Here is a 22,934-nt window from a genome sequence, read left to right as displayed (position 1 = left end):
GCTCCTTTGTCGGCGGTTTGATTAAGTCGGGATTATTCTCGCCAAGAAAATGGTTTAACGAAAATACCAATAAGTGAAAAAATAGATGAACCAATCTACCGGACATAGACCATGAGACAAGCGGAACAATTCGAACTTGCCATTGCGGAGAAGCCGGCGCAATGCTCGATCAAAGACTGGGTTTACAGCGAAATACGTTCGGCGATTTTAAGCGGCCGATTAAAACCCGGCATCAGACTGCCCACCACCCGCGATTTCGCCAAACTCTACGGCGTCTCCCGCGGCATGGTGGTTTTGGGCTACGAACAATTGTTGGCGGAAGGCTATATTATTTCCCATACCGGCAGAGGCACCTTCGTCTCGGCCAAACTGCCGGACAGGCTGGCTAACGCCCCTGCGCCCCATAATCGCGCCGGCGTCCCGGTAACGGGGCGGCTATCCCGGCTGGGTCAAGTGCTGGCGGACAGCCCGTTTTTTTTCGGCGCTGCGGAACCGGCTCCGGTGCCGTTCAAACCCAATCAACCGGATTTCCAACACTTTCCGTTGAAAATCTGGAACCGGATTGCCACCAAGCGGGCAAACGCGCTACGTCCGCGCAAAATGGGCTATGCGGATCCGGCCGGTTATCGTCCGTTGCGCGTTTCGATAGCTGAACATCTGCGTTATTCGCAGCGAATTAGCTGCTCGCCGGAACAAGTCATCATCGCCAACAGTGCCCAGCAGGCTCTGGATCTGTGTTCGCGCTTGCTGCTCGATCCGAGCGACGCGGTTTGGATGGAAGACCCCGGCTATCCCGGCGCAAAAACCGTATTTGCCGCAGTGGGCGCGCAAGTCGTTGCCGTTCCCGTCGATGAAAACGGCATGAATATCGACGCCGCACTACAACACGCGGCGCATGCCAAACTGGCCTATGTGACCTCCGCCCACCAATCGCCCATCGGCCCGGTACTTAGCTTGGAACGCCGCATCGCACTGCTGGAGTGGGCCGAACGCCGGCAAGCGACCATCCTCGAAGACGATTACGACGGCGAATTCCGTTTCGCCGGGACGCCGATGGCGCCGATCAAAAGCCTGGATGCCAGCGACCGGGTGATCTATATGGGCACGTTCAGCAAACTGCTGTTTCCGAGCATCCGCTTAGCCTATGCCGTGGTACCGCAATGGCTGCAAACGCCGTTTGTATCGGCGATGAGTCTGACCTGCCGCCATGTCGGCCTGGAAGCGCAAATCGTGCTCTCCGAATTTATTGCCGAAGGCCACTACGCCCGGCATTTGCGGCGGATGAAACTGATCTACCAGGAACGCGCCGAAGCGTTTACAGATGCCTGTAAAAACCGGCTTAACGGCCTGCTCGACGTTTGCCCGATTTCCACCGGACTGGATGCCTGCGCGTACCTGCCGGCCGGTTTCGACGACGTCGCAGTAAGCGAACGGCTAAAACAAAGCGGTATCGAAGCCCGGCCGCTATCGTTTTACGGCATCGAACGCAAACCGCCCGACGGCTTGATTTTGGGCTTTTCCGCATTCACCCCGGATCAAATTGCAGCAGGTGTGCAGCGGATGAGCGAAGTGCTTTAAGCCGGTTTAATACCTCTGTTTCTTCGGCATTCACGGATAACGGCGATTTGCTTAAACCCAGCCTTTAGCGCCGATGATCAATACGGGGTAACCAAGGAGATAAGACGGCGGTTCATCCCCGCGGGTGCGGGGAACGCGCTCTAAACTAACAGAATCTCAGGCAGTAGAAAGGTTCATCCCCGCGGGTGCGGGGAACGCGGTGCTAGTTGTGCCGTCGGAGTTAGGCACGACGGTTCATCCCCGCGGGTGCGGGGAACGCCAGATGCGGCAGCAATTGTTGAACGATTTGGCCGGTTCATCCCCGCGGGTGCGGGGAACGCTTGCCAAACGCCGGACGCAGCCTCACAGGTGGCGGTTCATCCCCGCGGGTGCGGGGAACGCTTGGCATATACCTGATAGCCGATGTTTTTGACGGTTCATCCCCGCGGGTGCGGGGAACGCGCCAGATATGACATCAACAATTCCTTCCCATGGCGGTTCATCCCCGCGGGTGCGGGGAACGCGCCATCTACACCGAGGATTTCCCCACGGCGCAGGGTTCATCCCCGCGGGTGCGGGGAACGCCAGGTGTCGGCGTTGTGGCCTTGTTTTTCCAACGGTTCATCCCCGCGGGTGCGGGGAACGCCATTTTTGTTCCGATGTGTTTGAAGTGGATCCGCGGTTCATCCCCGCGGGTGCGGGGAACGCCATAACTAGATTCTCCGGTCCGTTACTGCCACCGGTTCATCCCCGCGGGTGCGGGGAACGCCAACAAAGGCCGGCCCCAGACGAAGGTGATTTCGGTTCATCCCCGCGGGTGCGGGGAACGCTTATCGACTGGGGCACCACATTTGACCCGAGGCGGTTCATCCCCGCGGGTGCGGGGAACGCTGGAATGGGATGGTGCTGAGGCGCATTGCTTACGGTTCATCCCCGCGGGTGCGGGGAACGCTTTACACAGCAGACAAAAAATGCCGCTGCGTTCGGTTCATCCCCGCGGGTGCGGGGAACGCCTGCCGTTGTGCGGCTGTAACCGTGCTCCATACGGTTCATCCCCGCGGGTGCGGGGAACGCTATCCTCCGGTTTTGACTGTTCTAGCTGCTCGCGGTTCATCCCCGCGGGTGCGGGGAACGCGGCTATCAATGACCATACAAGCTGAAAAACGCCGGTTCATCCCCGCGGGTGCGGGGAACGCCCTGGGGGCATAGTGGGCGCGATAATAAGTAGCGGTTCATCCCCGCGGGTGCGGGGAACGCGCTACAGCACGAACGCTACCCGCGAAGGGTTACGGTTCATCCCCGCGGGTGCGGGGAACGCTGAGCCGTGCTAACAAGGATATAAGCTGGGGGCGGTTCATCCCCGCGGGTGCGGGGAACGCGGAAACCTTCGGGCTATATGCTTCGCCCGAAGCGGTTCATCCCCGCGGGTGCGGGGAACGCCTTGAACTCGCCGGCGAACAGCGGCGCATCGGCGGTTCATCCCCGCGGGTGCGGGGAACGCAGGATCAGGTTATCGTCGTCGGTGATGTCCTGCGGTTCATCCCCGCGGGTGCGGGGAACGCGTCATCGGCCAATTAAAAACCTACTGCCCAAGCGGTTCATCCCCGCGGGTGCGGGGAACGCGATTTTGGCCCCGCATCGCAAGACAAAGTGGCCGGTTCATCCCCGCGGGTGCGGGGAACGCCCGTTGGCGAAGATTGTGGGGCAGGAGCATTACGGTTCATCCCCGCGGGTGCGGGGAACGCATCGCCGCTGGCTTTAACGATTTGGGTAATGGCGGTTCATCCCCGCGGGTGCGGGGAACGCCTGATGGCCGCGCGGGCAGCGATGTGGCGAGACGGTTCATCCCCGCGGGTGCGGGGAACGCCGCCCCGGCAATTTGCAACACTAGCGGGTTATCGGTTCATCCCCGCGGGTGCGGGGAACGCATGCATGCGGGCTAGCATGGAGCCGCGCCCGAACGGTTCATCCCCGCGGGTGCGGGGAACGCCCAATAGCTGACGGTGTTTATGTCTGGGCCGGCGGTTCATCCCCGCGGGTGCGGGGAACGCGCTGCTGACAGCGGATTTAACCTCGCCGTCGCCGGTTCATCCCCGCGGGTGCGGGGAACGCAAGATTTTGCCGCCGGCTGAGGAAGGAGTGCGGCGGTTCATCCCCGCGGGTGCGGGGAACGCTTTCGATATCGTCATCGTCGAACAGCAGGTCCGCGGTTCATCCCCGCGGGTGCGGGGAACGCTTTTGCTATTTGCTGCAATGCGGCGCTGTCGCCGGTTCATCCCCGCGGGTGCGGGGAACGCGGTACCGGTATCCGCGAAAACTACGACGGTACCGGTTCATCCCCGCGGGTGCGGGGAACGCGGTACCGGTATCCGCGAAAACTACGACGGTACCGGTTCATCCCCGCGGGTGCGGGGAACGCAGCGGGAAATGTCCTCCACCGAATGGTTTTTGCGGTTCATCCCCGCGGGTGCGGGGAACGCGTTCTTCGATTAGTCTCGCGGCTTCGTCTTTGCGGTTCATCCCCGCGGGTGCGGGGAACGCTGGCGGCGTGGCGTTTCTGATCTTGGTTTTATCGGTTCATCCCCGCGGGTGCGGGGAACGCGAATGTCACTATCTATTAAGTTATTTTTGTTGCGGTTCATCCCCGCGGGTGCGGGGAACGCTTCTATATCGTCATCGTCGAACAGCAGATCCGCGGTTCATCCCCGCGGGTGCGGGGAACGCCAGCTGGCAATGCCGCCAGCTTGTTTGGTTTTCGGTTCATCCCCGCGGGTGCGGGGAACGCAAGGGGTTGAGCTGGCGGGGTATTTGTCCGGGCGGTTCATCCCCGCGGGTGCGGGGAACGCCTTCGCCAGCCAGGGCATGTCTGTCAATAAGTCGGTTCATCCCCGCGGGTGCGGGGAACGCGTTGAATGCCACCGCTACCGCATGGCCGGTTGCGGTTCATCCCCGCGGGTGCGGGGAACGCGAAAATGTCGCTTGGCGAAGGCTCATTGCTACCGGTTCATCCCCGCGGGTGCGGGGAACGCGAACGTGTTAAGTGTAAACCAACGACTGCAATCGGTTCATCCCCGCGGGTGCGGGGAACGCGTTAACCTGTTTCTTAGGATCAATGTTTGTAATGGTTCATCCCCGCGGGTGCGGGGAACGCCATTTAAAAGTGTCGGCGATTTATACGCAAGACGGTTCATCCCCGCGGGTGCGGGGAACGCGATATTCCGTATAGCGGATGGGTAGCTTTTTGCGGTTCATCCCCGCGGGTGCGGGGAACGCGTTAATGAAGGCCGCCTTGTTGTCGCCGCTGGCGGTTCATCCCCGCGGGTGCGGGGAACGCTGGCGCGCTTTGGCCGTCGATAACATCGTCCGCGGTTCATCCCCGCGGGTGCGGGGAACGCCGACATGATAGACGGCGGTTTAAAGGCGGCAGCGGTTCATCCCCGCGGGTGCGGGGAACGCCTATACATAGGAAACAACGATGGACAATAGAACGGTTCATCCCCGCGGGTGCGGGGAACGCGCGTTTTTCGCGTTGCACCAAATGTTTAAGTGCGGTTCATCCCCGCGGGTGCGGGGAACGCGTCTTTTGCGCCAGTACCCGAGCTGTCTGTGGCGGTTCATCCCCGCGGGTGCGGGGAACGCCTGGATCGGGCGCGGCTGTGGTATCAGTTTGACGGTTCATCCCCGCGGGTGCGGGGAACGCCTCTGTATTCGAGGTATATGGCAATAGAGAATCGGTTCATCCCCGCGGGTGCGGGGAACGCTTCTTCGGTCGGGATATTTTTAGCGGTTTTGCCGGTTCATCCCCGCGGGTGCGGGGAACGCGCATTCTCGGCACTTGACTAACATGCATAAGCCGGTTCATCCCCGCGGGTGCGGGGAACGCACTAATCGTAACTTATTGTTACGCATATAAAAATAACCCGGCTAAATTTCTACCGAATTTTTTGCCTTTTCCGAGTTGTTAAAAAGCGTGTAAAAACCGTAGCCCGGTTTTCGTTATCCGGTGTCGTTTGCTGCTTGGAAGCCTGAAAAAACACATACCCTCGCTACGGCATAAGCCCGGCTAGACGATTTCAGCTGGATTTGTGCATATCGGTAACGGCGGGGTTGTAAATTGCTTCGCTGTTTTTTGCCGTCACCGCTGCCCGCGCCCGGAAGGTGGGGGCGAAACCGGGGTTTGCCGGTTTTCATCGTCTTCCATCGGAAAAAACGACACCAATTTCAGGCCGTCCAGTTCTACCGGCAGGCGCCGGTTTTTACCCAGCGTCATAAAATCGAAACCCGATTCGGTATTGGTGGACCAGGCCATCACCGCGTTGCCGTCTTCCAAGCCATCCTCGATTTGCGACCAGATCATCTCGCGCACCTTGGCCGACAGGTCGCCGACATAAACGCCGGCGCGAATTTCGATCAGCCACACCGCCAAACGGCCGCGCAACCGAGGCGGAACGTTTTCAACTACGATGACCAACATCGCCGATGCTCTCCGCGTTGGGAATGGCCGGGGCAATGTTTTCCTCGGCCGGTTTGGGGACTTCCAATTCGCCGGCCGCCAGCACTTCTTCGATGGTGGGGATGATCTTGCGCAGAATTTTGCTTTGCCGGAACACGTCGCGGCACATCAGCCTGACTTCGCGTTCCGGGTTGGGATAATTCTTGGCGGCGATTTTGAAGGCATGCGGGACGATGTCGTCGAATTTGAACAGGTCGGCAATGTCGTAGACAAACGACAGCGGCTTGCCGGTATGAATAAAGCCGATGGCCGGCGCATAACCGGCGGCCAGTACCGCCGCTTCGCAGATGCCGTACAGGCAGGCGGTGGCGGAACTGAGGCAGCGGTTGGCAGTGTCGCTGTTGTCCCATTCGGAATGGTCGTAATTGCGGCCTTTCCATTCCACGCCGGCCTGTTTGGCCAGCAATTGGTACAGCTTCCTGACTCTGGCGCCTTCGATGCCGCGCAGTTGCTCGACGCTGCGGCGTTCGGGCGGTTTTTCGCCGAAACGGATTTCGTACATCTTGCGCACGACTTTCAAGCGGGCGTCGTCGTCCAGCGCCAGTTTGGCTTGGTACAGCAAGCGGTCGGAGCGCGCGCCGCCCGGCTGGCCGGCAGCATACAGCCTGACGCCGGCTTCGCCGACCCAGACCAGCAAGGTCCCTGCCCTGGCGGCCAGCGCGGCGGCATGATGCGAAACGCGGGTGCCCGGCTCCAGCATGATGCAGGCGATGGAGCCGACCGGGATGTGGGTGCGGATGCCGGTTTCGTCGATGACGACAAAGGCGCCGTCCTTGACGTCAATTTGGCCTTTTTCGATGAATACCAGGGAAACGCGTTCTTTCATGGCGATGGGTTTTAAGGGTGGGAGCATGCAGCAATTTTTAGTTTAAGTCAGGCAGTTGCAGCAAGCGCTCGCTACGCCAGACTCTGATGACATGGATAATCTGATTGTCCAACCAATAAACAACACGAAATGGCGGATGAATCAGCTCGCGAATAGGGGGTTCGGAAAATTCAGGCACTATCCGACCAATCTCGGGATGCTCGGTTAGGATTTCGAGATGGGAAATGATCTCGGTGACAAACTTATCGCCGATGTGTCCGACGCCTTGCTCCAAATAATAGGTTTTAATGTCCACGAGGTCGTTGAAAGCCGAATCGGCAATCAGCAGTTTCATTTAGCCGATACCCAGCTTGGCTTTGACATCCGCCAACTCCATGACTCGACCGTTTTTGACATCCATCAAACCCTGTGCGACGGCTTTCATGAAAACCCGTTCTTCCTGATTTTTTTCGTAGTCTTCCAGATCCTGCACCACAGCCACGCCCCTGCCCCGGCTGGTTAACAACACCGGCCGGTGCGTTTCTTTTACCTGATTGACGACCTTGCCGGGGTTAACTTTTAAGTCGCTGAGCGGAATGACGTCTTCGGAGAATTTAATATTCATGGTATTTGCTCTGGCTGATTACAATGGCCTGATTTTAGCACCTGTTAACAGGTGCTGTTAGATTCAATAGATTGCCAAAAACCCATCGCCAACGGAATCAGATTGTCCCAAGTCTTGAGACAGGGCAAAACGGCAATTGGGCCAGTATTTTGCAGTTTGCCTGTGAAATCGACAGAGATTCATTCAAGTCAAATGATCGGCTAACCATTGTTTCAGCGCTTCATCCACCCGCGTTTGCCATCCTGCACCGGTAGCGCGGAATGCCGCCAACACCTCCGGCGATAGGCGAATCGTGATCCGTTCCTTGGTTTGCTCGGCAAACGGCCGCCCTAATTTAACCGGACGCATTTGGGCAAACTGAGCGTCGCTGACCTCAAAGGTATCTGGATCGCCGGCGATGCCAGCATTGATGGCCCGATCTTCTTCATCGCTGGGTATATGAAAACTAGGAGTTGAAATAGGCGGCATAACGTTTTACCTCACGTTGGTTTCACCATAATCTTTCCGGTCATCAATCATCAGCAACCAATCCCATTCAAGCTGATTAGCTAACGCCAAACTGACGCCATGTTTTTCCCAATTAATCAGGTCTTTTTGCAGATCAAAAACTATTTGCATGAATTATTGTATGTACATTAATAAGGTTCAACAAGCATCCGTTATACGATTGCCTGTGTCACAACCGCTTGACCATCAACAGCCCACAACCGAACGCCTTGGCCCGACCTAAGCCGGTGAAGAGGGTTTGGCGGAATTTTTCCGGATCGGTAATTTGCAGTTCGCCAGTGAAATCGACGGAGCTGAAGCCGGATTTTTCGCCTTTTTTGGTGGTTTTTTGCTGCAAGCCGTGCCAGGCGTAAGCAGTGTTTTGCAACTTGGCTAAGCCGTCTTTGTCGGCCGCTAAAACAAATCCACAACGTTCGCCTTGTTTGCTCATCCAATTGGTCAATGCTTGATCGACGTGGGCTTTGACTGCCCATTCCAGCTTGTCGGCCAAACCGGAAATTTGCCCCAAGCGCTCGGCGTAGCAACGATCCGCAGCCAATAATTCGCATAATTCCGCCTCCAACGCAGCCCCGCCCTTGTCCAGCAACAGTTTTTTGTAAACGCCTTTGTCGGTTTTGGCAGGCAAACTACTTTCCAATCCATGCGATTTGACCAACGACGTTAAAAACTGAAATTGGGCGTCCATCACCACATCATGCTTTTTACCCAGCCGGCTGACGACGGGATTGGCCCGGCAATCGAATTGCAGGCATTGGCCTTGGCTCAATTGAGGTGCATATTCCTTACTCTCAACTTTGAACAATGAGCTTGCGGCTTCCACGGGCTTGGCTTGCGAAACGATGTAATACACCGGTTCGCCGCGTACCCTCGGCGCTGGACCGATCTGCTCGCGAGCAATTTCTTCGCGGTAAAGAAAAGTTCGTTTGTCCTGTTCGGGGAACAAATCCCATAGCAATTGGTGGCAACCGTAAACGTTGCCTTCCAACACCCTCGCCAACTGCGAAGATTTATAAATATCCGGACGTATCCTGACCCTGGAAAAATACATCACTCGCCTCCCTGATAAAAATAATGTTCCTGGCGCGGCGCGAACTGCCAGCGTTTGCGCGACAAGGGTTGGTCGTGGCGAACGCGGGTTTGCCGGCGTTGTAAGTCGATGTCCTTGGCAAAGTCTTGTGGCTCGCCTTCCCAGTAATAGTGGCGCTCGCCACCGGTATTCAACCAATAACGGTCTTGCTGAACCGGCTGACCCGCTTCGCCATCGATCTGTTTACGCGGCAATAATGGTTTATGTGAATACGCTTTGAAGGCAGACAACATATCGACCTGATCCGCCAGCAATTGCGGATTCAACGGCGCCGCCAACGGGCAGGATTTACGCCCCATATACAGATGGAATATCGGCTTGCGCAGTTTTTCCTCGATTTGCGCCAGACTGAACGACGCTTCCGGCAAGGCGCGCAAGGCGACGACGGCCAAGGCATCGCTACGGTATTCGCGGCTGGACAATATCGTGCCCAAGCGTTCCTTACCCAACACCAGTTCGTCGCGGCGGGTGCGATAAACGAATTTGCCAGCCGAGTCCGGCACTTGGGCGGTATGGTAATCGCGCAGCAATTGGCCGGTGCTAAAGACTTCGACGGCCACTTGATAACCATGCTGCAATCCGGCTTGTTGCGCTTCGTCGCTACGTTCGATGCCCAACGCTGCGCCGACCAAACCCAATATCGCCGACTTGCTGGGGTAATTGGCGCTATGCCGACTTTCGCCGACGGCGAGTTCGCCCCAACTCGCCATTGGCCCGTATAAACGGAATAACAATAGGTCCATGACCGGCTCCTATTGGCCGACGAAGTCGAGTAACCCGACTAGTGTGCCTTGGCGTTGTGACGGCAAGGCATTCAGCTCGTAACGGCTGTCCGCGCAAGCGCCATAAACTTCGTCGAAGCTGCTGTTCTGCTCTTTCAATGCAGCGATCGCCTGAACGGCAAAATCATCAGTTTCGCGGCCAATGGGTTTTAAGTATGCTACCGACAACGAACGCGGCTGCTGGTCGCCTTTTTCCGCCAACACGAAGGAAGCATAAGCCCTGGATGCAAAGCTGTTTTGCTTGCCTTCCGGCGCCACTTTGACGGCGGCTTCGGTCAAGGCGCGTATCGCTTTATTGGCAAGCTCAACGTTACCGCCCAAATTTTTGATCAGCAATTCGCGGTTAATGCAGATATAGGCATAAAACAAGCCGGCGGCGAAGCGGGTTTCGCCGATGTGGGCGGCGCCCATGTCGTCCTGGCCGTTATTCAAATCGTCGACGGCGGTGAAATAATCGTCTTCGATTACCACCGGATGCACGCTAATGGCATGCGCCACTTGGCAAGCGGCTTCGATGTTGAACGCAGGGCTGGATGCAAGCATGCGGCCGAACAAGGCTATATCCACTGCCTGTTCGTTGGCGCGCAGCAAGTTCAATTCGTCCTTTTCCGGTGGCCGCTGCTCGGCAACCAGTTTTACGGTCAATGCTTCCAATGCTTTTCGTTCCGTTGGGCTGACATGCACCAATTGTTCGATTTCCAATTCGGCTAAAGGATCGTTTTTATCGGCTTTTTTCAACGCACCGTATATGCCGGCGATAGACTTGCTCCATTCCTTGGCGTCTTTTTCTTTAACGCCGCCTTCCAGCAACTTGTTGTATACATCCAGGCCGAGCAATTTGGTGCGCGTACCCAAGTGACCGCCAACCGCCGCTTGGAACATGTCCGATGTGCGCCAGGTTCTTTTCAGACATTGCGACGACACCCGCAGTCGGTCGTAGCCACCCATCTTCGCGGTCTTCGGGCTACCTTGATCGTCGCGATTCAGGTTGGCGGGCGGGTAAGCGGTCAACAAATGCAATTGAATGAAACGGCTCATGTATCTCTCCTTGAGGTTAGTTTTTAGGTAAAGCTGTGAAATAGTCGGTGGCCCAGCGCACTGCAAGACGTTTGCTGACATCGAGATGGCGGCCTAACGGTTGATTGAATTCCTTGTGCCAATGAATGACGTCGTTGGTGAGCGATACGACATTGGCGGTTTTGCCGAGCAAGCGAATCGCGCGTAGCATGCGCCGGTAGAAATCGTCGACGGTCGGGCTTTTCTGCAATTGCTGAAAGCGCAATTCGCTCATCGGTGGCTTCGCCTTGTCTTTGGCTGCGCCCAGTTGCGTCGCAAAGCGGCCGCTGGCATCGTTGGCTTCGACGTGCGCGAGCAAACCGGCAATCGTCGCCGCGACCTGCAAGCGCTGCTCGGATGCAACTTTTTGCGGAAAGCCGTCCGGCATTTGCCTCAAAAAATGAAAAAAAGCGTCGGTCAGTAGAATGTCTTCCGGCATTTCGGCCCGGCGCAGACGGGCGCGGTCGCCTCGATTGCCGCCTCGATCACCGTCATCGCCGTTCAACCAGCGATGCCAAGCCAGCAAAGCCTTCAACTCTTCCGGCATTAAAAAATAGTTCTCGCTCATTTAGGCAACCTCCTCCGTTTTGGCCTGGGTTTTCAATTGTTTGATGGTTTTGTTGCCGTGAAAACGGCTCAACATGGACTTTTTGGCGTTGACGATGCGTTTCAAATCTAGGTCCTCCGGCACGGCGGTTAAGGTTGCGACTTCGAAAACTTGAAGCATTTTGGCAATCAACACCTTCAACCAGTCGGCGTAAATTTCGGCGGGCGCCATGCCGCCATCGCCCGGTGCGGTAGCCAAGCTGTCCAAAAGCCGGAAAAACTCGGCTTCGCTGGCTTGCCAAAATTGTGCGTCGATTTGGCTCATATCGCCCTTGGCGTCTTCCGGGCGGCGAAACCAGGCGGCTTTAACCTCGTTACGCAAAATCTTCACGGTTTCCCGTGCCGCGTCGATCAACTCGCCCGCCCAAGCGATCAAATCGGTTTGTTGTTGTGCCGACAGGTAAAACACCGGAAACCGCGCTTCGTACCAGCAGCGCGCCTTCATGTTGTCCATGTCGTAACCGAAGCACCACAGCGCCGCACCGCCTTTGTCGGCCAACATGCGACCACGTTCCTGATTGTAATGCCGAACAATTTTCGCGGCTTTATCGCCGTTGCTGTCGTCCTGTAACGCCAAACCCAACCAATGCCGATAACCCAGGCCGCCTTGCTGGCCTTTCAAAGACAATGGTAGATTGACCTTTTTCGGGTCGTGACGGTAAGGCGTCAAAGGATGTTGCCAAGCGCCATCGTAATTGGTGCCGTAGTTTTTGGTGCGGTATTCGCGGAACAGCGATTCGGCATGGCTTCCACACAAATCGCAACAGCCGGACTCAGAAGGCTCGCTCAAGCGAATCCGCCGCGGCATGCCCCAATAAGCGTGCAGCGGATGAACATCGGACTGCGTGGTAATTTGGCCTTTTTCGGAAGTACGGGTTTTGCCCAGCCAGGGCATAACGGAGCTTTCCAGCTTATCCACCGATTGCAGGTCTTCCTGATTGAACACGTTCAACCACAGCTTTTGCCACAGCATGGTTTGGCTGGCCTTGGGAAGCACCAAGGTCGTCAACGGCCCACCGCCGCGCAAACCGACCCTATGCCCGACCCCGCCAGATGGTGCATTGGTTTGCAGAGTAAATAAAGCAGTAGCCGCACAACTTGGGCAAAGCTGGTTCGCCAAGCCTCGTTTGACGAAGTGGTCGAGATTGTCTTTCAGCGTTTTGCCGCCTGGCGCTTCGATCAATAGCGCTGCAATAGGCTTGGCTTCGCCGTCCGGCAAGTCCAAATCCTGCAAAAATGCCGGACCGTCGTCGCTGAACAAATCGAATGCCGGCGAGAGCGTGGCAAAACGGGCTTGCAGCTCAGAGGGAGTTGGTGCTTCCTTCCAATATTCCAACCATTGCTCCTCGTCGTCCGGCGCGAATCCGGTTTGCAGCAGACCGATCAAGAGCTGATACATCGCGCCTTGAAAATCCTGCCTCGGTGCGTTGATTTCGATCACCGGGTTTTCGGTTTCGGCGATTTGCCAGGGCGCGATCCAGTCAAATTGGCCGTTTTGGCGAATGACCGGTATCCATGGATCGGTAATTAAATTCATGCATTTCCTCCATTTATGAAATCACATCTTCAGTGCCACTATGATTGCAAGCACCAAAGCCAAACAAATAACCGCTAGCGGGTTCGGCGCAAAAGCGTTGATCGCATCAATTAGATCTTTGATCTGCCCCATGAATGACCTTCAAAAAAGTTTCCATGGCGAGATTCTAGGCACTACAATCCGCCACTGAGGGATGAACCGCTTCGCTGACCTCATTAGGTGAAGCAACTCATACGTTCCCCGCACCCGCGGGGACTTCCCCGACAAATCCATCCGTCGCCGAATACAGGCTTTGCCCTTCCACCAATGGCAAAACCTCCAGCCATCGCAAGGCTTTTTGTTCGTTTTTTAATGTTTCAATCTGCTGTTTCAATTCGTCGGAAATCTGCCGGCCGACCTTTTTCCATTCGCGTTCCGGCAATTTGATCGTGCTCATCGCCCACGCATAACGTTCTACATCGGCGTAGGGTTTGAGATCGCCGTCAACCAATACTGCCAACGCCACAGAAATATTTTCTTCTTCGGTAAGACGAGTCGGGATTCTGGTTTCCTCGTCCCAATCGCCGCTTTTCCAGGTATAACCTTTGTCCAGCTTCAAAACATTCAAGTCCGCCATGCTTCGCTGCACCATGGTTTTGCCTTCCGCATCGAAGGAAGCTTCTTGCAACGCCAGCGGTATTCGAGCTTGCGCTTCGTCGGAATAAACACCTTCAATCAAATCACGGGCGTCGTCCGGCATCGTGAAACGGCCCTTTTCCAACAAACTCGCCGACAGCCAAAGCTGGCCGACATGAGGATAAACCGCCTGCGTGCCGGCATGGTCCGGTTTCAGCCAATCGGCACCAGCATCCTCCGACGGCGTCGGCGCATATAGATAGAACACCGGTTCGCCGCGACCGTCCACGGCACCGGAATCCCGCAAGCGATTGCCATGCTCGTCGCGAATATGCCGACGCAAACGGCCGGCGCGTTGGATCAATAAATCGATCGGCGCCAAGTCGCTGATCAGCATGTCGAAATCCAAATCCAAGGATTGCTCGACTACTTGGGTAGCAATCAGGATTCGGCCTTTGCGGCCGTCATGCCCCGACGGTTCGCCGAAGGTTTGCAAGGTGCGGTTTTCGACGGCCTGCCGGTCTATCATCGCAAAACGGCTATGGAACAGACTCAAGCGTTCGGCGGGAACGCCTTCATTCAGCAACTTTTGGTAAGCCTGCCGAGCAGATTTGACAGTGTTGCGCACCCAACAAACGCATTGGCCTTGCTCGGCACTTTGGCGAATTTTTGCGATGACCTCATCTTCGCTGTCCAAGCGCCTAACGCGAACCGTGCGCTTGACTTCGGGTCTGGTATCGATGGGTGTTTCCAGCGTTACCGCTGGGATGTGCGTCGCCAACGGGTAGTCCGCCGGATCGGTCAAACCCGGCGCCTCCAGCCCTAGTCCGCGATGAAAAGCCGCCGTCAGATTTTCGCGCATGGTTTGCGGCAAGGTGGCCGACAACAAAATTGCACTGCCGCCCTGGCTGGCATGAGCTTCCAGTAGCGCCGACAGTAACTTTTGCATGTAACTGTCGTAGGCATGCACTTCGTCCACCAGCAACACTTTGCGACCCAAGCCCAGCAAACGTAGCGATTGATGCCTTGCCGGCAACACCGCCAACAAGGCTTGGTCTAGCGTGCCGACGCCGACATCTGCCAACAAAGCTTTCTTGCGACTGTCCGCCAACCAGGCATTGCAATAAGCCGTCGCGCTCAACTCCTGATCTTTCTCGAACCGGCCAGATTGATAATCGGCGTCGGCATGAGTTTGCTCGGCCAGCACTACCGAGTCGCGAAATGCTTGCGATAATTCGCGGGCGCCGTGAGCCAATACCAGCGACGGCTGTGCGCCGGTTTCATAAAAACTGCGGTAAACCTTGCCCAAGCGCTGGTACATAGCATTGGCGGTGGCCATGGTCGGCAAGCCGATGTACAAACCGTCGGCCAGACCTTTTGCAATCAAGCGTTGCGCCAAAATCAACGCCGCTTCGGTTTTGCCGGCACCGGTGACGTCTTCAAGAATGAAGAGCTGAGGTTGAACAGTCAATGGCTCTTTGGCGGCGTATCGTTGTAGCGGGGTCGGATGTTGAATGAATGGGAACAAACTTTGCACCGATTCGAATCGCCCTGCAACAGGTAGCTTCGGTAATCCTGCCAATGCTTGCTCGGCCTTGGGTAAGGCGATGGTTTGCCAATACTCGGTAAGCCGCATCGATTGGTCGCAATACTCAAAATATTCTTGATTCGACCCCAACCAATCGGCCAATACCGCGATGCCCGCCAGTTGCCAGGACAAGGGTTTTAAACGTTTGCTCAGGTTTTTATCCGCCAACGGTTGAAAGTTAAAACCGTTCAGCAAGCAATCCTGCATGTCTAGCAAAAAGAGAAACGCAGCCTGTTCGTCGTCGGCCTCGAAGAAATTACAAAGCCGAACGCTATCCAATTTCGGCGGCATGCCGTGGTGGCCGGTAACGATTTCCAGCCACGGATCGATTTTGGCGATCCAAGCCGCTTCGTTGGCAGGAAGTTCTAGAGCCAGTTTTTCTTGCAGCATGCCCCGCCACAAAGCAAATCCCAAGGTATCGTGGCGTTGCTCTTTAGACGAGTAAGTCATTCGAGGATTCGGCTTGACTAACTCATTCGACAAATCCGTTCTCAAGCCTTGAAAGGCTCGCGCAAACTTGCCCAAATCGTGCAATGCCAGACAAAACGTAAACCAACATTGAAGCCATTCCGGCTCAACGTGTAATTGCGCAGCCAATTGCTTACACACCGGTTTATCTGGAGCCAGCCAAAACCAACCCACCGCCGCCACATCCAAACAATGGTACGGCAGCAGATGGTAAGCCGGCCCGTCGCCAACTTCCGGCCTGGCTTTTCCCCAATACTGGTAATACAACCGTGTATCTGACATTGATGGCCTCGCTTATTGTTCCAAGTTATTGATCGGTTGAATCAAGTCGTACAGAAATTCCGGCGCCAAATCGGCACCGTTTGGCCAGCTAACGGTGCTCAATGCCGGGTCAAGCCGAATTTGGTTGAATAACAACGGGTCTGATAATGGCTCGAACATTTCTCCCCACAATGCGTTGCTTAAATCGGCAATGCCGGTAACACCGTTGTTAAACGTCAGTTTCAGTTCGTAGTTTTGGAGAGTTTCAACATCTATAACGTGCAGAACCATGCATTGCGCTCCGTGACTTAAAGGTTTTCATCGCGGCATCAGCCGGGCAAATTCTTCGTAAACAATTTCTCGCTTGGCGATCAGCACGACGTAGAGCATGGCATCGTCAAAGCGGTAAATAATCCGGTATTTACCGACGCGAACCCGCAAATACTCGGGGTTGCCGACCATCTTTAGCGATTCCTGAGGTTGCGGCTCTTGCAGTAAAGCCAGGAGTTTGATTTTGATCTGCTTGGCAACTCGCTGATCCGATTCGGCCAGTTTCCGCAAACTTCGTTCTGCCGATTTGGTGAAATCAATCTGGCACATCAAATACTATCCAATAAACCCTTACCGGCATCGGCACCTATATAACCTTCCTGTTCGGCTAATACGGCCAAGTTGTGCAGACAGGTATCTTCAAACCCCAATAACTCCTGGTAACGTGCCGACGACAATAGAATTGCAAAATCTTTCTGATGCTTCTGAATGGCAACCGGCTCCTGCTGGGCGCTGTTCAACAGTTCGCCGAAAGTTTGTTTGGCTTGGGTAGCATTGATGGTTTTCATAAAATCCTCCGCTTAAAAAATGACTAATTTGTCCATTTTAATCATTTTTGACCCACAAACCTATTGCCTTGCTGCGGCTAATTTGCTGCCCAACACGGTACGCCAGTGATCGCCGGTTGCCGTGTCTGGTTTAGCTTTACCCCAATAATGGAAATACGATGCCGTCATGCGCAATCCCTGATTTGATTGAAAATCCTTATCTGACGGGCCTTATCCGCCGCCAAGTAGCGTAGTCGTTTGTTGGCATTCATCGGTAAGTAACGGGTTGACCATTGAATAATTGCGGTAAACTGTACATCACAACTTAATTGTCATGCAAATAAAGTTTGCATATGTTCATGAGCAATGCCGAGCAGGATTTATTACTTAAGTGGGACGTGCGCCAGCGCTTGACGCTGCTGGAAGCCACCGTTTTCTGGACAGGGGAGTTGGTAACCAACTTTTTGACCGAAACCTTCGCCATTAGCCGGGTGCAAGCCACCAAAGACATTGCGCTGTATCTATCGCTACGGCCGGACAATCTGCGTTACGACCGCTCGTTGAAGCGCTATCTGATTACCGAGCAATTTGTGCCGCTGTTGATCACCGGTCACCCGCAGGAGTGTTTGCAGGTATTGCAGGCGACGCAGAATTCGCCGCCATCAATACTGACCCTGATCAGCAATTTACCGGCCGTGGCGATAGTGGAACCGCCGACGCGGCATATCGATATTGCCGTGTTGCGGCCGGTATTGCAGGCGGCTCGTTTCGGGTTGCTGCTGGAGATCGGCTATCAATCCATGACCACACCGCAACCGGCAACCCGTCTGGTGCAACCCAAAACACTGGTGTTCGACGGTTTGCGCTGGCATATGCGGGCGTTTAGCCTGACCCATGGCGAGTTTAGAGATTTTGTGCTGGCACGGGTGCATGCCGCTGACTTAAAAGGCAAACCAGATACGCCCATCCCGCTAGACACGGCTTGGGTAACCTTTTTGCCCGTGCATATCGGCCCGCATCCCGGCCTGAGCGACTCCCAACAGCAGGCGGTGGAACGCGACTACGGGATGACGGACGGGTATTTTTCGACGCAAGTCAGAGCGGCATTGTTACCGTATTTTTTGTTGGCGCTGCGCATCGGCAAAGACGATTTCCAGCGTGAAGCCATGTCGCAACAAATCGTTTTGCTCAATCGCGCGGAGTTAAACGCCTTTATCGATTTTAACTAAGCTGCGTAGCCCGTTAAATCGCTATGTTGGCGTGGGTTCCCTTAACGTCCGCGTTATCGGCATCCGCGCCTCGCTGCCGCTTGCCGATTATGCTGTCCATCACCCAACTGGTTCGCGCGGCCGTTTCGCCGTTCGACGGCGAGCGGCCCAGGCCGCGCAGCTCGGCGACGATGGCGGCGATCAAATGCAATTGAATGTTTGGCGGATTCGGCGGCAGGTATTCGTTAACAGTACAGCCGTCGTCAACCACGATAGGCGTGAACGCGAAAGTGGAAAAGCGGATGTATCCCTTCGCTCCTAAAATCTCCACCGTATCGGCACGCGCCGACTCTGCGGCCGCGAAAGACCAAAAACCCGAGCCGATCACGCCGTTTTCGAATTGGAAAGACGCCGCGACCGTATCCTCGGCGCTATAAAGACCGCCGCGATTTTCGCGGCAACCCTGCGCGGCCGCGACCGGTCCCAGCATGAAATCCAGCACATCCAGCGTGTGGCAGGCCAGATCGAAAAAATAGCCGCCGCCGGCTGATTTCAGGACGCACGCGCCAGGGCGGATTGTGCGTATCGAAGTCGGCAGCACGCGGCGACTGGATCAGCCGGATATTGACCGCCAGGACAGTGCCGACCGCCGAGGTCTCGACCAGTTCTTTGACCTTTAAAAAGTACGGTAAGGCACGGCGGTAGTAAGCCACTAACAGAGGCAAACCCGCGGCAGCGGCCGCTTGCGTCATTGCCAAGCATTCCGAGTAGTTACACGCCATCGGCTTTTCCACATAAACCGGCTTGCCGGCCCGTAAGGCTTTGACGGCATATTCGGCATGGGTTGACGGCGGCGTTGCCACGTAGACGGCATTGACTTCGGCGTCGTCGATTAACGCCTCTGCGTCGGCATACCATTTGGGCACGCCGTGACGTGCCGCGTAATCACTGGCCTTGCCGGCATCGCGCCGCATCACCGCGACCAGCCGCGAGTGTTCGACCTTGTTAAACGCCGGCGCGCTTTTCTGTTCGGTCACCGCGCCGCAACCGATCATGCCCCAGCGGACTTCGTCTAGCTTAAACCTCACGACCGATTAACCTGATACCCGACACAAAGCCAAACGACACAGCGAACGGTCACCCCGGATACTCGGAGTAGCGTGGCAAACTGTCGCCGTCGCACGACCAGTCGGCACGCGAATCCCAAAAAATGCGCGCCTGCGGCATGATCGGCGCCTCGTCGTCCAACGAACCCGCCGGAATCATAACGCCGTCGATTTCCGGGACGACGCGCGCAACCGCGCTGCCGCATTCGCTGCAAAACTGACGGGCAAAACGTATGGCTTCGGGAACCTTATAGCGCTTCAGTAGGGATTCGCCCCGGGTAAAGGCCAAGGTTGCATTTGACAGGAATAAATTGGTCGCGTGCCCGGTCCCGGAAGACTTTCTGCAGCGTCCACAATGGCAATGATAAAAGCGTTGCGGATCGCCATTGGCTTCGTATTGCACGGCGCCGCACAGACAACCGCCTTTCAACGTGATTTGAGACATAAGAACTCCAGTTATTCGAATATAGAAAAATATTTAGGATGCCGCCCGCGAAATATTTTAGCTCGGCGCATCACTAAGCTCTAACTATTGCATTTCCAGCGGCGTTTTAGTCTCTACCGAGTCGGCGGCATTGATAGCCGATTTGCTCCATCCCCCGCCCAGGGCGACAAACAGCGCCACCGTGTCTTGCAGGCGCTGCCCCAAGCTTTGCAGATAAGCGATTTTGGCCTGCTGATACTGGCCGTTGACGGTCAGTACCTGTAAATAATTGACTAAGCCGGCTTGATAATTGGCATCGATCAGCCCCAGCGATTCCTGAGCCGTTTGCAGCGCTTGCAGTTGGGCGGCTTGGGTTTCGGCGTCATGCGTCAGCGCCGTCAAGCTGTCGGCAACCTGGGCAAAGGCACTGATGATGGTTTGCTTATAATTGGCCAAGGTGCTTTGATAGGTCTCTATCGCCGCTTTGCGGTTGAACCACAGGGTGCCGCCGTGAAACAGCGGTTGCGCAAAATTAGCGGCCATGGCCCATATATTGCCGTTGCTGATAAATAATTCCGCCAACGAGTGATTGTTGTAACCGTAGGAACCGCTCAAGCTGATGGTGGGAAACAGCGAGGCCGTAGCCACGCCGATTTTTGCGCTGTCGCTGTGCAGTTGAGACTCGGCCGATAAAATATCCGGGCGCTGGTGCACCAATTCGGCGGGTACCGTTAGCGGAATATCGGCGGGCAGCGTCAGCTCTTCCAGTCCAACATCGGGTGGGTTCCAATTTGCCGGCGGCAAACCCAGTAAGCTAGCCTGTAAATGTTGGGATTGACTGAGTTTTTGTTTCAGCGGCGGCAGCGTCGCCTCCAGCGAGGCCAACTGACTGCGCAAGCTCAGTATATTCAAATACGGCGCGGTACCGGACTTGACCTGGGCTTCCGTGACCACGATTTGTTTGCGCAACAACTCAATCAGCTGTTGCGTGGCATCGACTTCGGCAAGGTAGGCTGCCCGGGCAATAATGGTGTTGACTATATTGCCGCTCAAACTCAAGTATGTGGCTATTGCCGTATAGCGCTGCAAATCCTTCTGGGCTTCCAAACTTTCCACGCTGCGCCGCTCGCCGCCAAAAACATCCAGGGTATAACTGACGGTGGAAGACAAGGTGAAAAGATTGAAGATACTGCCGGGAGAGGTGCCGCCAAAGCGCGCGGAAGAGAATTTCTGCCTGCTGGGGCTGAAGCCCACGTCCACCTGCGGATAGAAAATGCCGTAACCCGCCTGCAGCGTCGCCTGGCTCTGCCGCAAATTGGCCTGTGCCGCCTGCAGACTAAGATTTTTCGCAATGGCGTCCTTAACCACCGCGTCGAGCTTGGCGGATTTGAACAATCGCCACCAATCGCCGGCCAGTTCGCCGCCCATCTCGAAATGTTGCGCCACGCCGTTGGCCGCAACGGTAGCTGCCGGCACCTCGCCGCTGACATAAGCCGCCACCGGCGGCGGTTCGGGCCTTTCGAAATCCGGCCCCAGCATGCACCCCGTCATTAGCAGCAATACCGGCAAGCTACCGCGGGCTTTCATTTTTCCCCCACATATACGTCAACCAGCTGCCCTGGATACACCGCCATCTCAGGCGTTTTGTCGAAGCGGAAGATGATAGGCAGCACCCGCACATCGACCCGTTCGGTTCTTTGATCCGACAACTGGATTTTTGGGGATACGTAAGGCTGTACTCGCACAAATTCCAGCGGGATACTGGTATCGGTGCCGCGCACGAACATTTTGGCGGTCATCCGCTCCGCCTTCGGCAGCTTAGGGATCAGAATTTCGTCGACATAACATCTGACGGCTAGCTGGTTTTGCGCGGCGCCCATGACCAGTACCGGGTTATTCGAATCCTCGGTATAAGCGCCATACACCCCTTGCGGCGACAGATAACTACCGACTGCCGCCTTAATGGACAGTACCACGCCGTCGGCCGGCGCCTTTATCGTGTATTTTGCCAACAACGCATTCGCCGCCAGATAGGACTGATACAAGGTTTGGGATTGCTGTTCCTGGTTTTTGATGTCGTAGCTCCAGGCCCCAGCCTTGGTCAGTTCGTACTGATCCCGCGCCACTTCGAAATTGGCTTGGGCTACCTTAGCCGCATTCACCGTATTATCCAGAACGTCTCGGCTCACCGATTGCGGATTCAACTCGAACGACTTCTGCTGTTTTTCCATCTGCGTTTTGGCACTGATAAAACCGGCCTCGGCCGCCAGCATTTGCGTTTTGGCTACGGCCAGCACTTCTTTCCGCGGTTGCGCTTTGAGTTCTTCGAGCATGAGCAGCGCGGCATCGGCCTGCGACTTTAATTGCGCGGTCGTTGCTTTTTGCACGGAATCGTCCAGGGTAATCAGCGGCGCACCCTTGCTCACTGTTTGGCCTTCGCTGACCAGTATCTGCGTGACCACGCCGCTGACTTCCGGATACAGGCTGACATTCTCGCCGTTAAGTTGATAGCTCTCGACTATGCCGTTGGCGTAGATGCCCTTGGCATAAGGATTCGGCGCCGGGTTGAATACCGGCGGCGGTAGTTTTTTTTCAGTGCTGTAAAAATAGGCGCTGGCCAAGCCAGTCGCGACGCCGATAGCCGACAAAATAAAGATTATTTTGTTATTCATCTGACTTCCCCGCTTGCTTCGATGGCGGTCACCCTGCCGTCTTCCATTTTCATAATGCGATCGGCGTATTCGAAGATTCTGTTGTCATGGGTCACCACCAGAATGCAACGTTTTTCGCTGACGATCCGGCTCTTGATGAAGGCCATGATTTTCCTTCCGGAATCGCCGTCCAGCGACGCGGTTGGCTCGTCAAAGATCAAAATATCGGGTTGACTAACCATGGCCCGGGCGATGGCCACCCGCTGTTGCTCGCCGCCGCTCAATTTGAATGGGGGCAGATTGGCGCGGGACTTGAGGCCGACCACCTCCAAATACGCCATCGCTTCGCGAATGGCTTCGTCCCAGTCGCGCCGTTTCAGAATCAACGGAATCGCCACATTCTCAACCGTGGTCAGACGCGGGAACAGGTGATAATCCTGAAACACGAAACCGATTCGATTCAGGCGAAAATCCGCCAGCACATCATTTTCCAGGCGCCAAATATCGGTGTTATCGATCAGCACACTGCCGGCGTCAGGTTTGAGAATGCCGGAGATCATGCTCAGCAATGTGGTTTTACCGCTGCCGGAAGGGCCGACCAGGAAAAATATCTCCCCGAAACTCGCCTCGAAATCCACGCCTCTAACCGCATAGGTTTTGGCGTCGCCTTCGCCGAAAGTTTTTACCAGTTCTCGGGCGCTAATGGCTATCGCGGACATA

Annotated in this window: 23 protein-coding genes and 1 CRISPR repeat array; of the genes, 2 read left to right on the top strand and 21 right to left on the bottom strand. The window is 55.8% G+C overall.

What is annotated here, in order from left to right:
• Positions 1 to 111 precede the first annotated feature (111 nt).
• On the top strand, positions 112 to 1,578 hold the full coding sequence (gene pdxR, locus ACH50O_RS21565) for a MocR-like pyridoxine biosynthesis transcription factor PdxR (RefSeq protein WP_446809811.1): 1,467 nt from the start codon (positions 112 to 114) through the stop codon (positions 1,576 to 1,578).
• Positions 1,579 to 1,686: 108 nt separating this feature from the next.
• Positions 1,687 to 5,440: a CRISPR direct-repeat array (repeat unit 29 nt; unit sequence CGGTTCATCCCCGCGGGTGCGGGGAACGC).
• Positions 5,441 to 5,692: 252 nt separating this feature from the next.
• Here pdxR and cas2e read toward each other — a convergent pair.
• The 15 genes from cas2e to ACH50O_RS21490 all read right to left on the bottom strand — a co-directional run bounded on the left by cas2e (position 5,693) and on the right by ACH50O_RS21490 (position 16,846).
• Positions 5,693 to 6,031, bottom strand: coding sequence for a type I-E CRISPR-associated endoribonuclease Cas2e (cas2e, locus tag ACH50O_RS21560; RefSeq protein WP_446809810.1), 339 nt, complete (start codon positions 6,029 to 6,031; stop codon positions 5,693 to 5,695).
• Positions 6,012 to 6,923 (bottom strand): type I-E CRISPR-associated endonuclease Cas1e, encoded by a 912-nt coding sequence (cas1e, locus tag ACH50O_RS21555; protein WP_446809809.1) that lies wholly within the window; start codon positions 6,921 to 6,923, stop codon positions 6,012 to 6,014. The genes cas2e and cas1e overlap by 20 nt, the downstream gene beginning before the upstream one ends.
• 10 nt (positions 6,924 to 6,933) lie before the next feature.
• The gene (locus ACH50O_RS21550; RefSeq protein WP_446809808.1) at positions 6,934 to 7,230 is read right to left on the bottom strand and encodes a type II toxin-antitoxin system RelE/ParE family toxin; all 297 of its coding nucleotides are present in this window, start codon (positions 7,228 to 7,230) and stop codon (positions 6,934 to 6,936) included.
• Complete coding sequence (locus ACH50O_RS21545; RefSeq protein WP_446809807.1) at positions 7,231 to 7,500, bottom strand: type II toxin-antitoxin system Phd/YefM family antitoxin; 270 nt, start codon at positions 7,498 to 7,500, stop codon at positions 7,231 to 7,233.
• A gap of 183 nt (positions 7,501 to 7,683) precedes the next feature.
• Complete coding sequence (locus ACH50O_RS21540; RefSeq protein WP_446809806.1) at positions 7,684 to 7,968, bottom strand: BrnA antitoxin family protein; 285 nt, start codon at positions 7,966 to 7,968, stop codon at positions 7,684 to 7,686.
• Between the two features lie 6 nt (positions 7,969 to 7,974).
• On the bottom strand, positions 7,975 to 8,118 hold the full coding sequence (locus ACH50O_RS21535; RefSeq protein ID WP_446809805.1) for a hypothetical protein: 144 nt from the start codon (positions 8,116 to 8,118) through the stop codon (positions 7,975 to 7,977).
• A gap of 58 nt (positions 8,119 to 8,176) precedes the next feature.
• Positions 8,177 to 9,055, bottom strand: a complete 879-nt coding sequence (gene cas6e / locus ACH50O_RS21530) for a type I-E CRISPR-associated protein Cas6/Cse3/CasE (RefSeq protein WP_446809804.1) — start codon at positions 9,053 to 9,055, stop codon at positions 8,177 to 8,179.
• The gene (cas5e, locus tag ACH50O_RS21525; RefSeq protein WP_446809803.1) at positions 9,055 to 9,837 is read right to left on the bottom strand and encodes a type I-E CRISPR-associated protein Cas5/CasD; all 783 of its coding nucleotides are present in this window, start codon (positions 9,835 to 9,837) and stop codon (positions 9,055 to 9,057) included. The genes cas6e and cas5e overlap by 1 nt, the downstream gene beginning before the upstream one ends.
• Before the next feature lie 9 nt (positions 9,838 to 9,846).
• Complete coding sequence (gene cas7e / locus ACH50O_RS21520) at positions 9,847 to 10,914, bottom strand: type I-E CRISPR-associated protein Cas7/Cse4/CasC (RefSeq protein ID WP_446809802.1); 1,068 nt, start codon at positions 10,912 to 10,914, stop codon at positions 9,847 to 9,849.
• Between the two features lie 16 nt (positions 10,915 to 10,930).
• The gene (gene casB, locus ACH50O_RS21515; protein ID WP_446809801.1) at positions 10,931 to 11,500 is read right to left on the bottom strand and encodes a type I-E CRISPR-associated protein Cse2/CasB; all 570 of its coding nucleotides are present in this window, start codon (positions 11,498 to 11,500) and stop codon (positions 10,931 to 10,933) included.
• Positions 11,501 to 13,075 (bottom strand): type I-E CRISPR-associated protein Cse1/CasA, encoded by a 1,575-nt coding sequence (gene casA / locus ACH50O_RS21510; RefSeq protein WP_446809800.1) that lies wholly within the window; start codon positions 13,073 to 13,075, stop codon positions 11,501 to 11,503. It abuts the gene before it with no gap.
• Between the two features lie 229 nt (positions 13,076 to 13,304).
• A complete protein-coding gene (gene cas3, locus ACH50O_RS21505) occupies positions 13,305 to 16,028 on the bottom strand; it encodes a CRISPR-associated helicase Cas3' (protein ID WP_446809799.1) in 2,724 nt (907 codons plus the stop codon).
• A 12-nt stretch (positions 16,029 to 16,040) separates the two neighbouring features.
• Positions 16,041 to 16,298 carry a DUF2442 domain-containing protein gene (locus ACH50O_RS21500; RefSeq protein ID WP_446809798.1) on the bottom strand — a complete coding sequence of 86 codons (258 nt, stop codon included), beginning with the start codon at positions 16,296 to 16,298 and terminating at the stop codon, positions 16,041 to 16,043.
• A gap of 27 nt (positions 16,299 to 16,325) precedes the next feature.
• On the bottom strand, positions 16,326 to 16,607 hold the full coding sequence (locus ACH50O_RS21495; protein ID WP_446809797.1) for a type II toxin-antitoxin system RelE family toxin: 282 nt from the start codon (positions 16,605 to 16,607) through the stop codon (positions 16,326 to 16,328).
• On the bottom strand, positions 16,607 to 16,846 hold the full coding sequence (locus tag ACH50O_RS21490; RefSeq protein WP_446809796.1) for a type II toxin-antitoxin system Phd/YefM family antitoxin: 240 nt from the start codon (positions 16,844 to 16,846) through the stop codon (positions 16,607 to 16,609). Before ACH50O_RS21490 ends, ACH50O_RS21495 begins: the two co-directional genes overlap by 1 nt.
• A gap of 338 nt (positions 16,847 to 17,184) precedes the next feature.
• On the opposite strand from ACH50O_RS21490, the gene ACH50O_RS21485 reads away from it, so the two are divergent.
• Positions 17,185 to 18,054, top strand: a complete 870-nt coding sequence (locus ACH50O_RS21485) for a WYL domain-containing protein (RefSeq protein ID WP_446809795.1) — start codon at positions 17,185 to 17,187, stop codon at positions 18,052 to 18,054.
• Between the two features lie 13 nt (positions 18,055 to 18,067).
• Here ACH50O_RS21485 and ACH50O_RS21480 read toward each other — a convergent pair whose 3' ends face one another.
• From ACH50O_RS21480 to ACH50O_RS21455, 6 genes are all read right to left on the bottom strand, one after another.
• Positions 18,068 to 18,535 carry a Gfo/Idh/MocA family protein gene (locus ACH50O_RS21480; protein WP_446809794.1) on the bottom strand — a complete coding sequence of 156 codons (468 nt, stop codon included), beginning with the start codon at positions 18,533 to 18,535 and terminating at the stop codon, positions 18,068 to 18,070.
• Positions 18,465 to 19,121, bottom strand: coding sequence for a Gfo/Idh/MocA family protein (locus tag ACH50O_RS21475; protein WP_446809793.1), 657 nt, complete (start codon positions 19,119 to 19,121; stop codon positions 18,465 to 18,467). Before ACH50O_RS21475 ends, ACH50O_RS21480 begins: the two co-directional genes overlap by 71 nt.
• 49 nt (positions 19,122 to 19,170) lie before the next feature.
• Positions 19,171 to 19,584: a GFA family protein gene (locus tag ACH50O_RS21470; protein ID WP_446809792.1), complete on the bottom strand. Its 414-nt coding sequence runs from the start codon at positions 19,582 to 19,584 to the stop codon at positions 19,171 to 19,173.
• 84 nt (positions 19,585 to 19,668) lie between these two features.
• A complete protein-coding gene (locus tag ACH50O_RS21465; protein ID WP_446809791.1) occupies positions 19,669 to 21,150 on the bottom strand; it encodes an efflux transporter outer membrane subunit in 1,482 nt (493 codons plus the stop codon).
• Positions 21,147 to 22,235 carry an HlyD family secretion protein gene (locus ACH50O_RS21460; protein WP_446809790.1) on the bottom strand — a complete coding sequence of 363 codons (1,089 nt, stop codon included), beginning with the start codon at positions 22,233 to 22,235 and terminating at the stop codon, positions 21,147 to 21,149. Before ACH50O_RS21460 ends, ACH50O_RS21465 begins: the two co-directional genes overlap by 4 nt.
• Entirely contained in the window at positions 22,232 to 22,933 is a 702-nt protein-coding gene (locus ACH50O_RS21455; RefSeq protein ID WP_446809789.1) for an ABC transporter ATP-binding protein, read from the bottom strand. Before ACH50O_RS21455 ends, ACH50O_RS21460 begins: the two co-directional genes overlap by 4 nt.
• Between the last annotated feature and the right edge of the window lies 1 nt (position 22,934).

It is taken from the genome of Methylomonas sp. 2BW1-5-20 (genome assembly GCF_052474515.1).
Note: the sequence above shows the minus strand (reverse complement) of the source record. Positions and strands in the feature narration are given on the sequence as shown.

What these genes read in the sequence shown, in the direction of transcription:
- casA (WP_446809800.1), bottom strand. Translation starts at nt 13,075, where the DNA reads ATGAATTTAATTACCGATCCATGGATACCGGTCATTCGCCAAAACGGC.
- cas5e (WP_446809803.1), bottom strand. Translation starts at nt 9,837, where the DNA reads ATGGACCTATTGTTATTCCGTTTATACGGGCCAATGGCGAGTTGGGGC.
- cas3 (WP_446809799.1), bottom strand. Translation starts at nt 16,028, where the DNA reads ATGTCAGATACACGGTTGTATTACCAGTATTGGGGAAAAGCCAGGCCG.
- ACH50O_RS21500 (WP_446809798.1), bottom strand. Translation starts at nt 16,298, where the DNA reads ATGGTTCTGCACGTTATAGATGTTGAAACTCTCCAAAACTACGAACTG.
- ACH50O_RS21535 (WP_446809805.1), bottom strand. Translation starts at nt 8,118, where the DNA reads ATGCAAATAGTTTTTGATCTGCAAAAAGACCTGATTAATTGGGAAAAA.
- ACH50O_RS21495 (WP_446809797.1), bottom strand. Translation starts at nt 16,607, where the DNA reads ATGTGCCAGATTGATTTCACCAAATCGGCAGAACGAAGTTTGCGGAAA.
- cas1e (WP_446809809.1), bottom strand. Translation starts at nt 6,923, where the DNA reads ATGCTCCCACCCTTAAAACCCATCGCCATGAAAGAACGCGTTTCCCTG.
- ACH50O_RS21490 (WP_446809796.1), bottom strand. Translation starts at nt 16,846, where the DNA reads ATGAAAACCATCAATGCTACCCAAGCCAAACAAACTTTCGGCGAACTG.
- ACH50O_RS21470 (WP_446809792.1), bottom strand. Translation starts at nt 19,584, where the DNA reads ATGTCTCAAATCACGTTGAAAGGCGGTTGTCTGTGCGGCGCCGTGCAA.
- ACH50O_RS21460 (WP_446809790.1), bottom strand. Translation starts at nt 22,235, where the DNA reads ATGAATAACAAAATAATCTTTATTTTGTCGGCTATCGGCGTCGCGACT.
- ACH50O_RS21455 (WP_446809789.1), bottom strand. Translation starts at nt 22,933, where the DNA reads ATGTCCGCGATAGCCATTAGCGCCCGAGAACTGGTAAAAACTTTCGGC.
- ACH50O_RS21545 (WP_446809807.1), bottom strand. Translation starts at nt 7,500, where the DNA reads ATGAATATTAAATTCTCCGAAGACGTCATTCCGCTCAGCGACTTAAAA.
- cas7e (WP_446809802.1), bottom strand. Translation starts at nt 10,914, where the DNA reads ATGAGCCGTTTCATTCAATTGCATTTGTTGACCGCTTACCCGCCCGCC.
- casB (WP_446809801.1), bottom strand. Translation starts at nt 11,500, where the DNA reads ATGAGCGAGAACTATTTTTTAATGCCGGAAGAGTTGAAGGCTTTGCTG.
- ACH50O_RS21540 (WP_446809806.1), bottom strand. Translation starts at nt 7,968, where the DNA reads ATGCCGCCTATTTCAACTCCTAGTTTTCATATACCCAGCGATGAAGAA.
- cas6e (WP_446809804.1), bottom strand. Translation starts at nt 9,055, where the DNA reads ATGTATTTTTCCAGGGTCAGGATACGTCCGGATATTTATAAATCTTCG.
- cas2e (WP_446809810.1), bottom strand. Translation starts at nt 6,031, where the DNA reads ATGTTGGTCATCGTAGTTGAAAACGTTCCGCCTCGGTTGCGCGGCCGT.
- ACH50O_RS21485 (WP_446809795.1), top strand. Translation starts at nt 17,185, where the DNA reads ATGAGCAATGCCGAGCAGGATTTATTACTTAAGTGGGACGTGCGCCAG.
- ACH50O_RS21550 (WP_446809808.1), bottom strand. Translation starts at nt 7,230, where the DNA reads ATGAAACTGCTGATTGCCGATTCGGCTTTCAACGACCTCGTGGACATT.
- ACH50O_RS21465 (WP_446809791.1), bottom strand. Translation starts at nt 21,150, where the DNA reads ATGAAAGCCCGCGGTAGCTTGCCGGTATTGCTGCTAATGACGGGGTGC.
- pdxR (WP_446809811.1), top strand. Translation starts at nt 112, where the DNA reads ATGAGACAAGCGGAACAATTCGAACTTGCCATTGCGGAGAAGCCGGCG.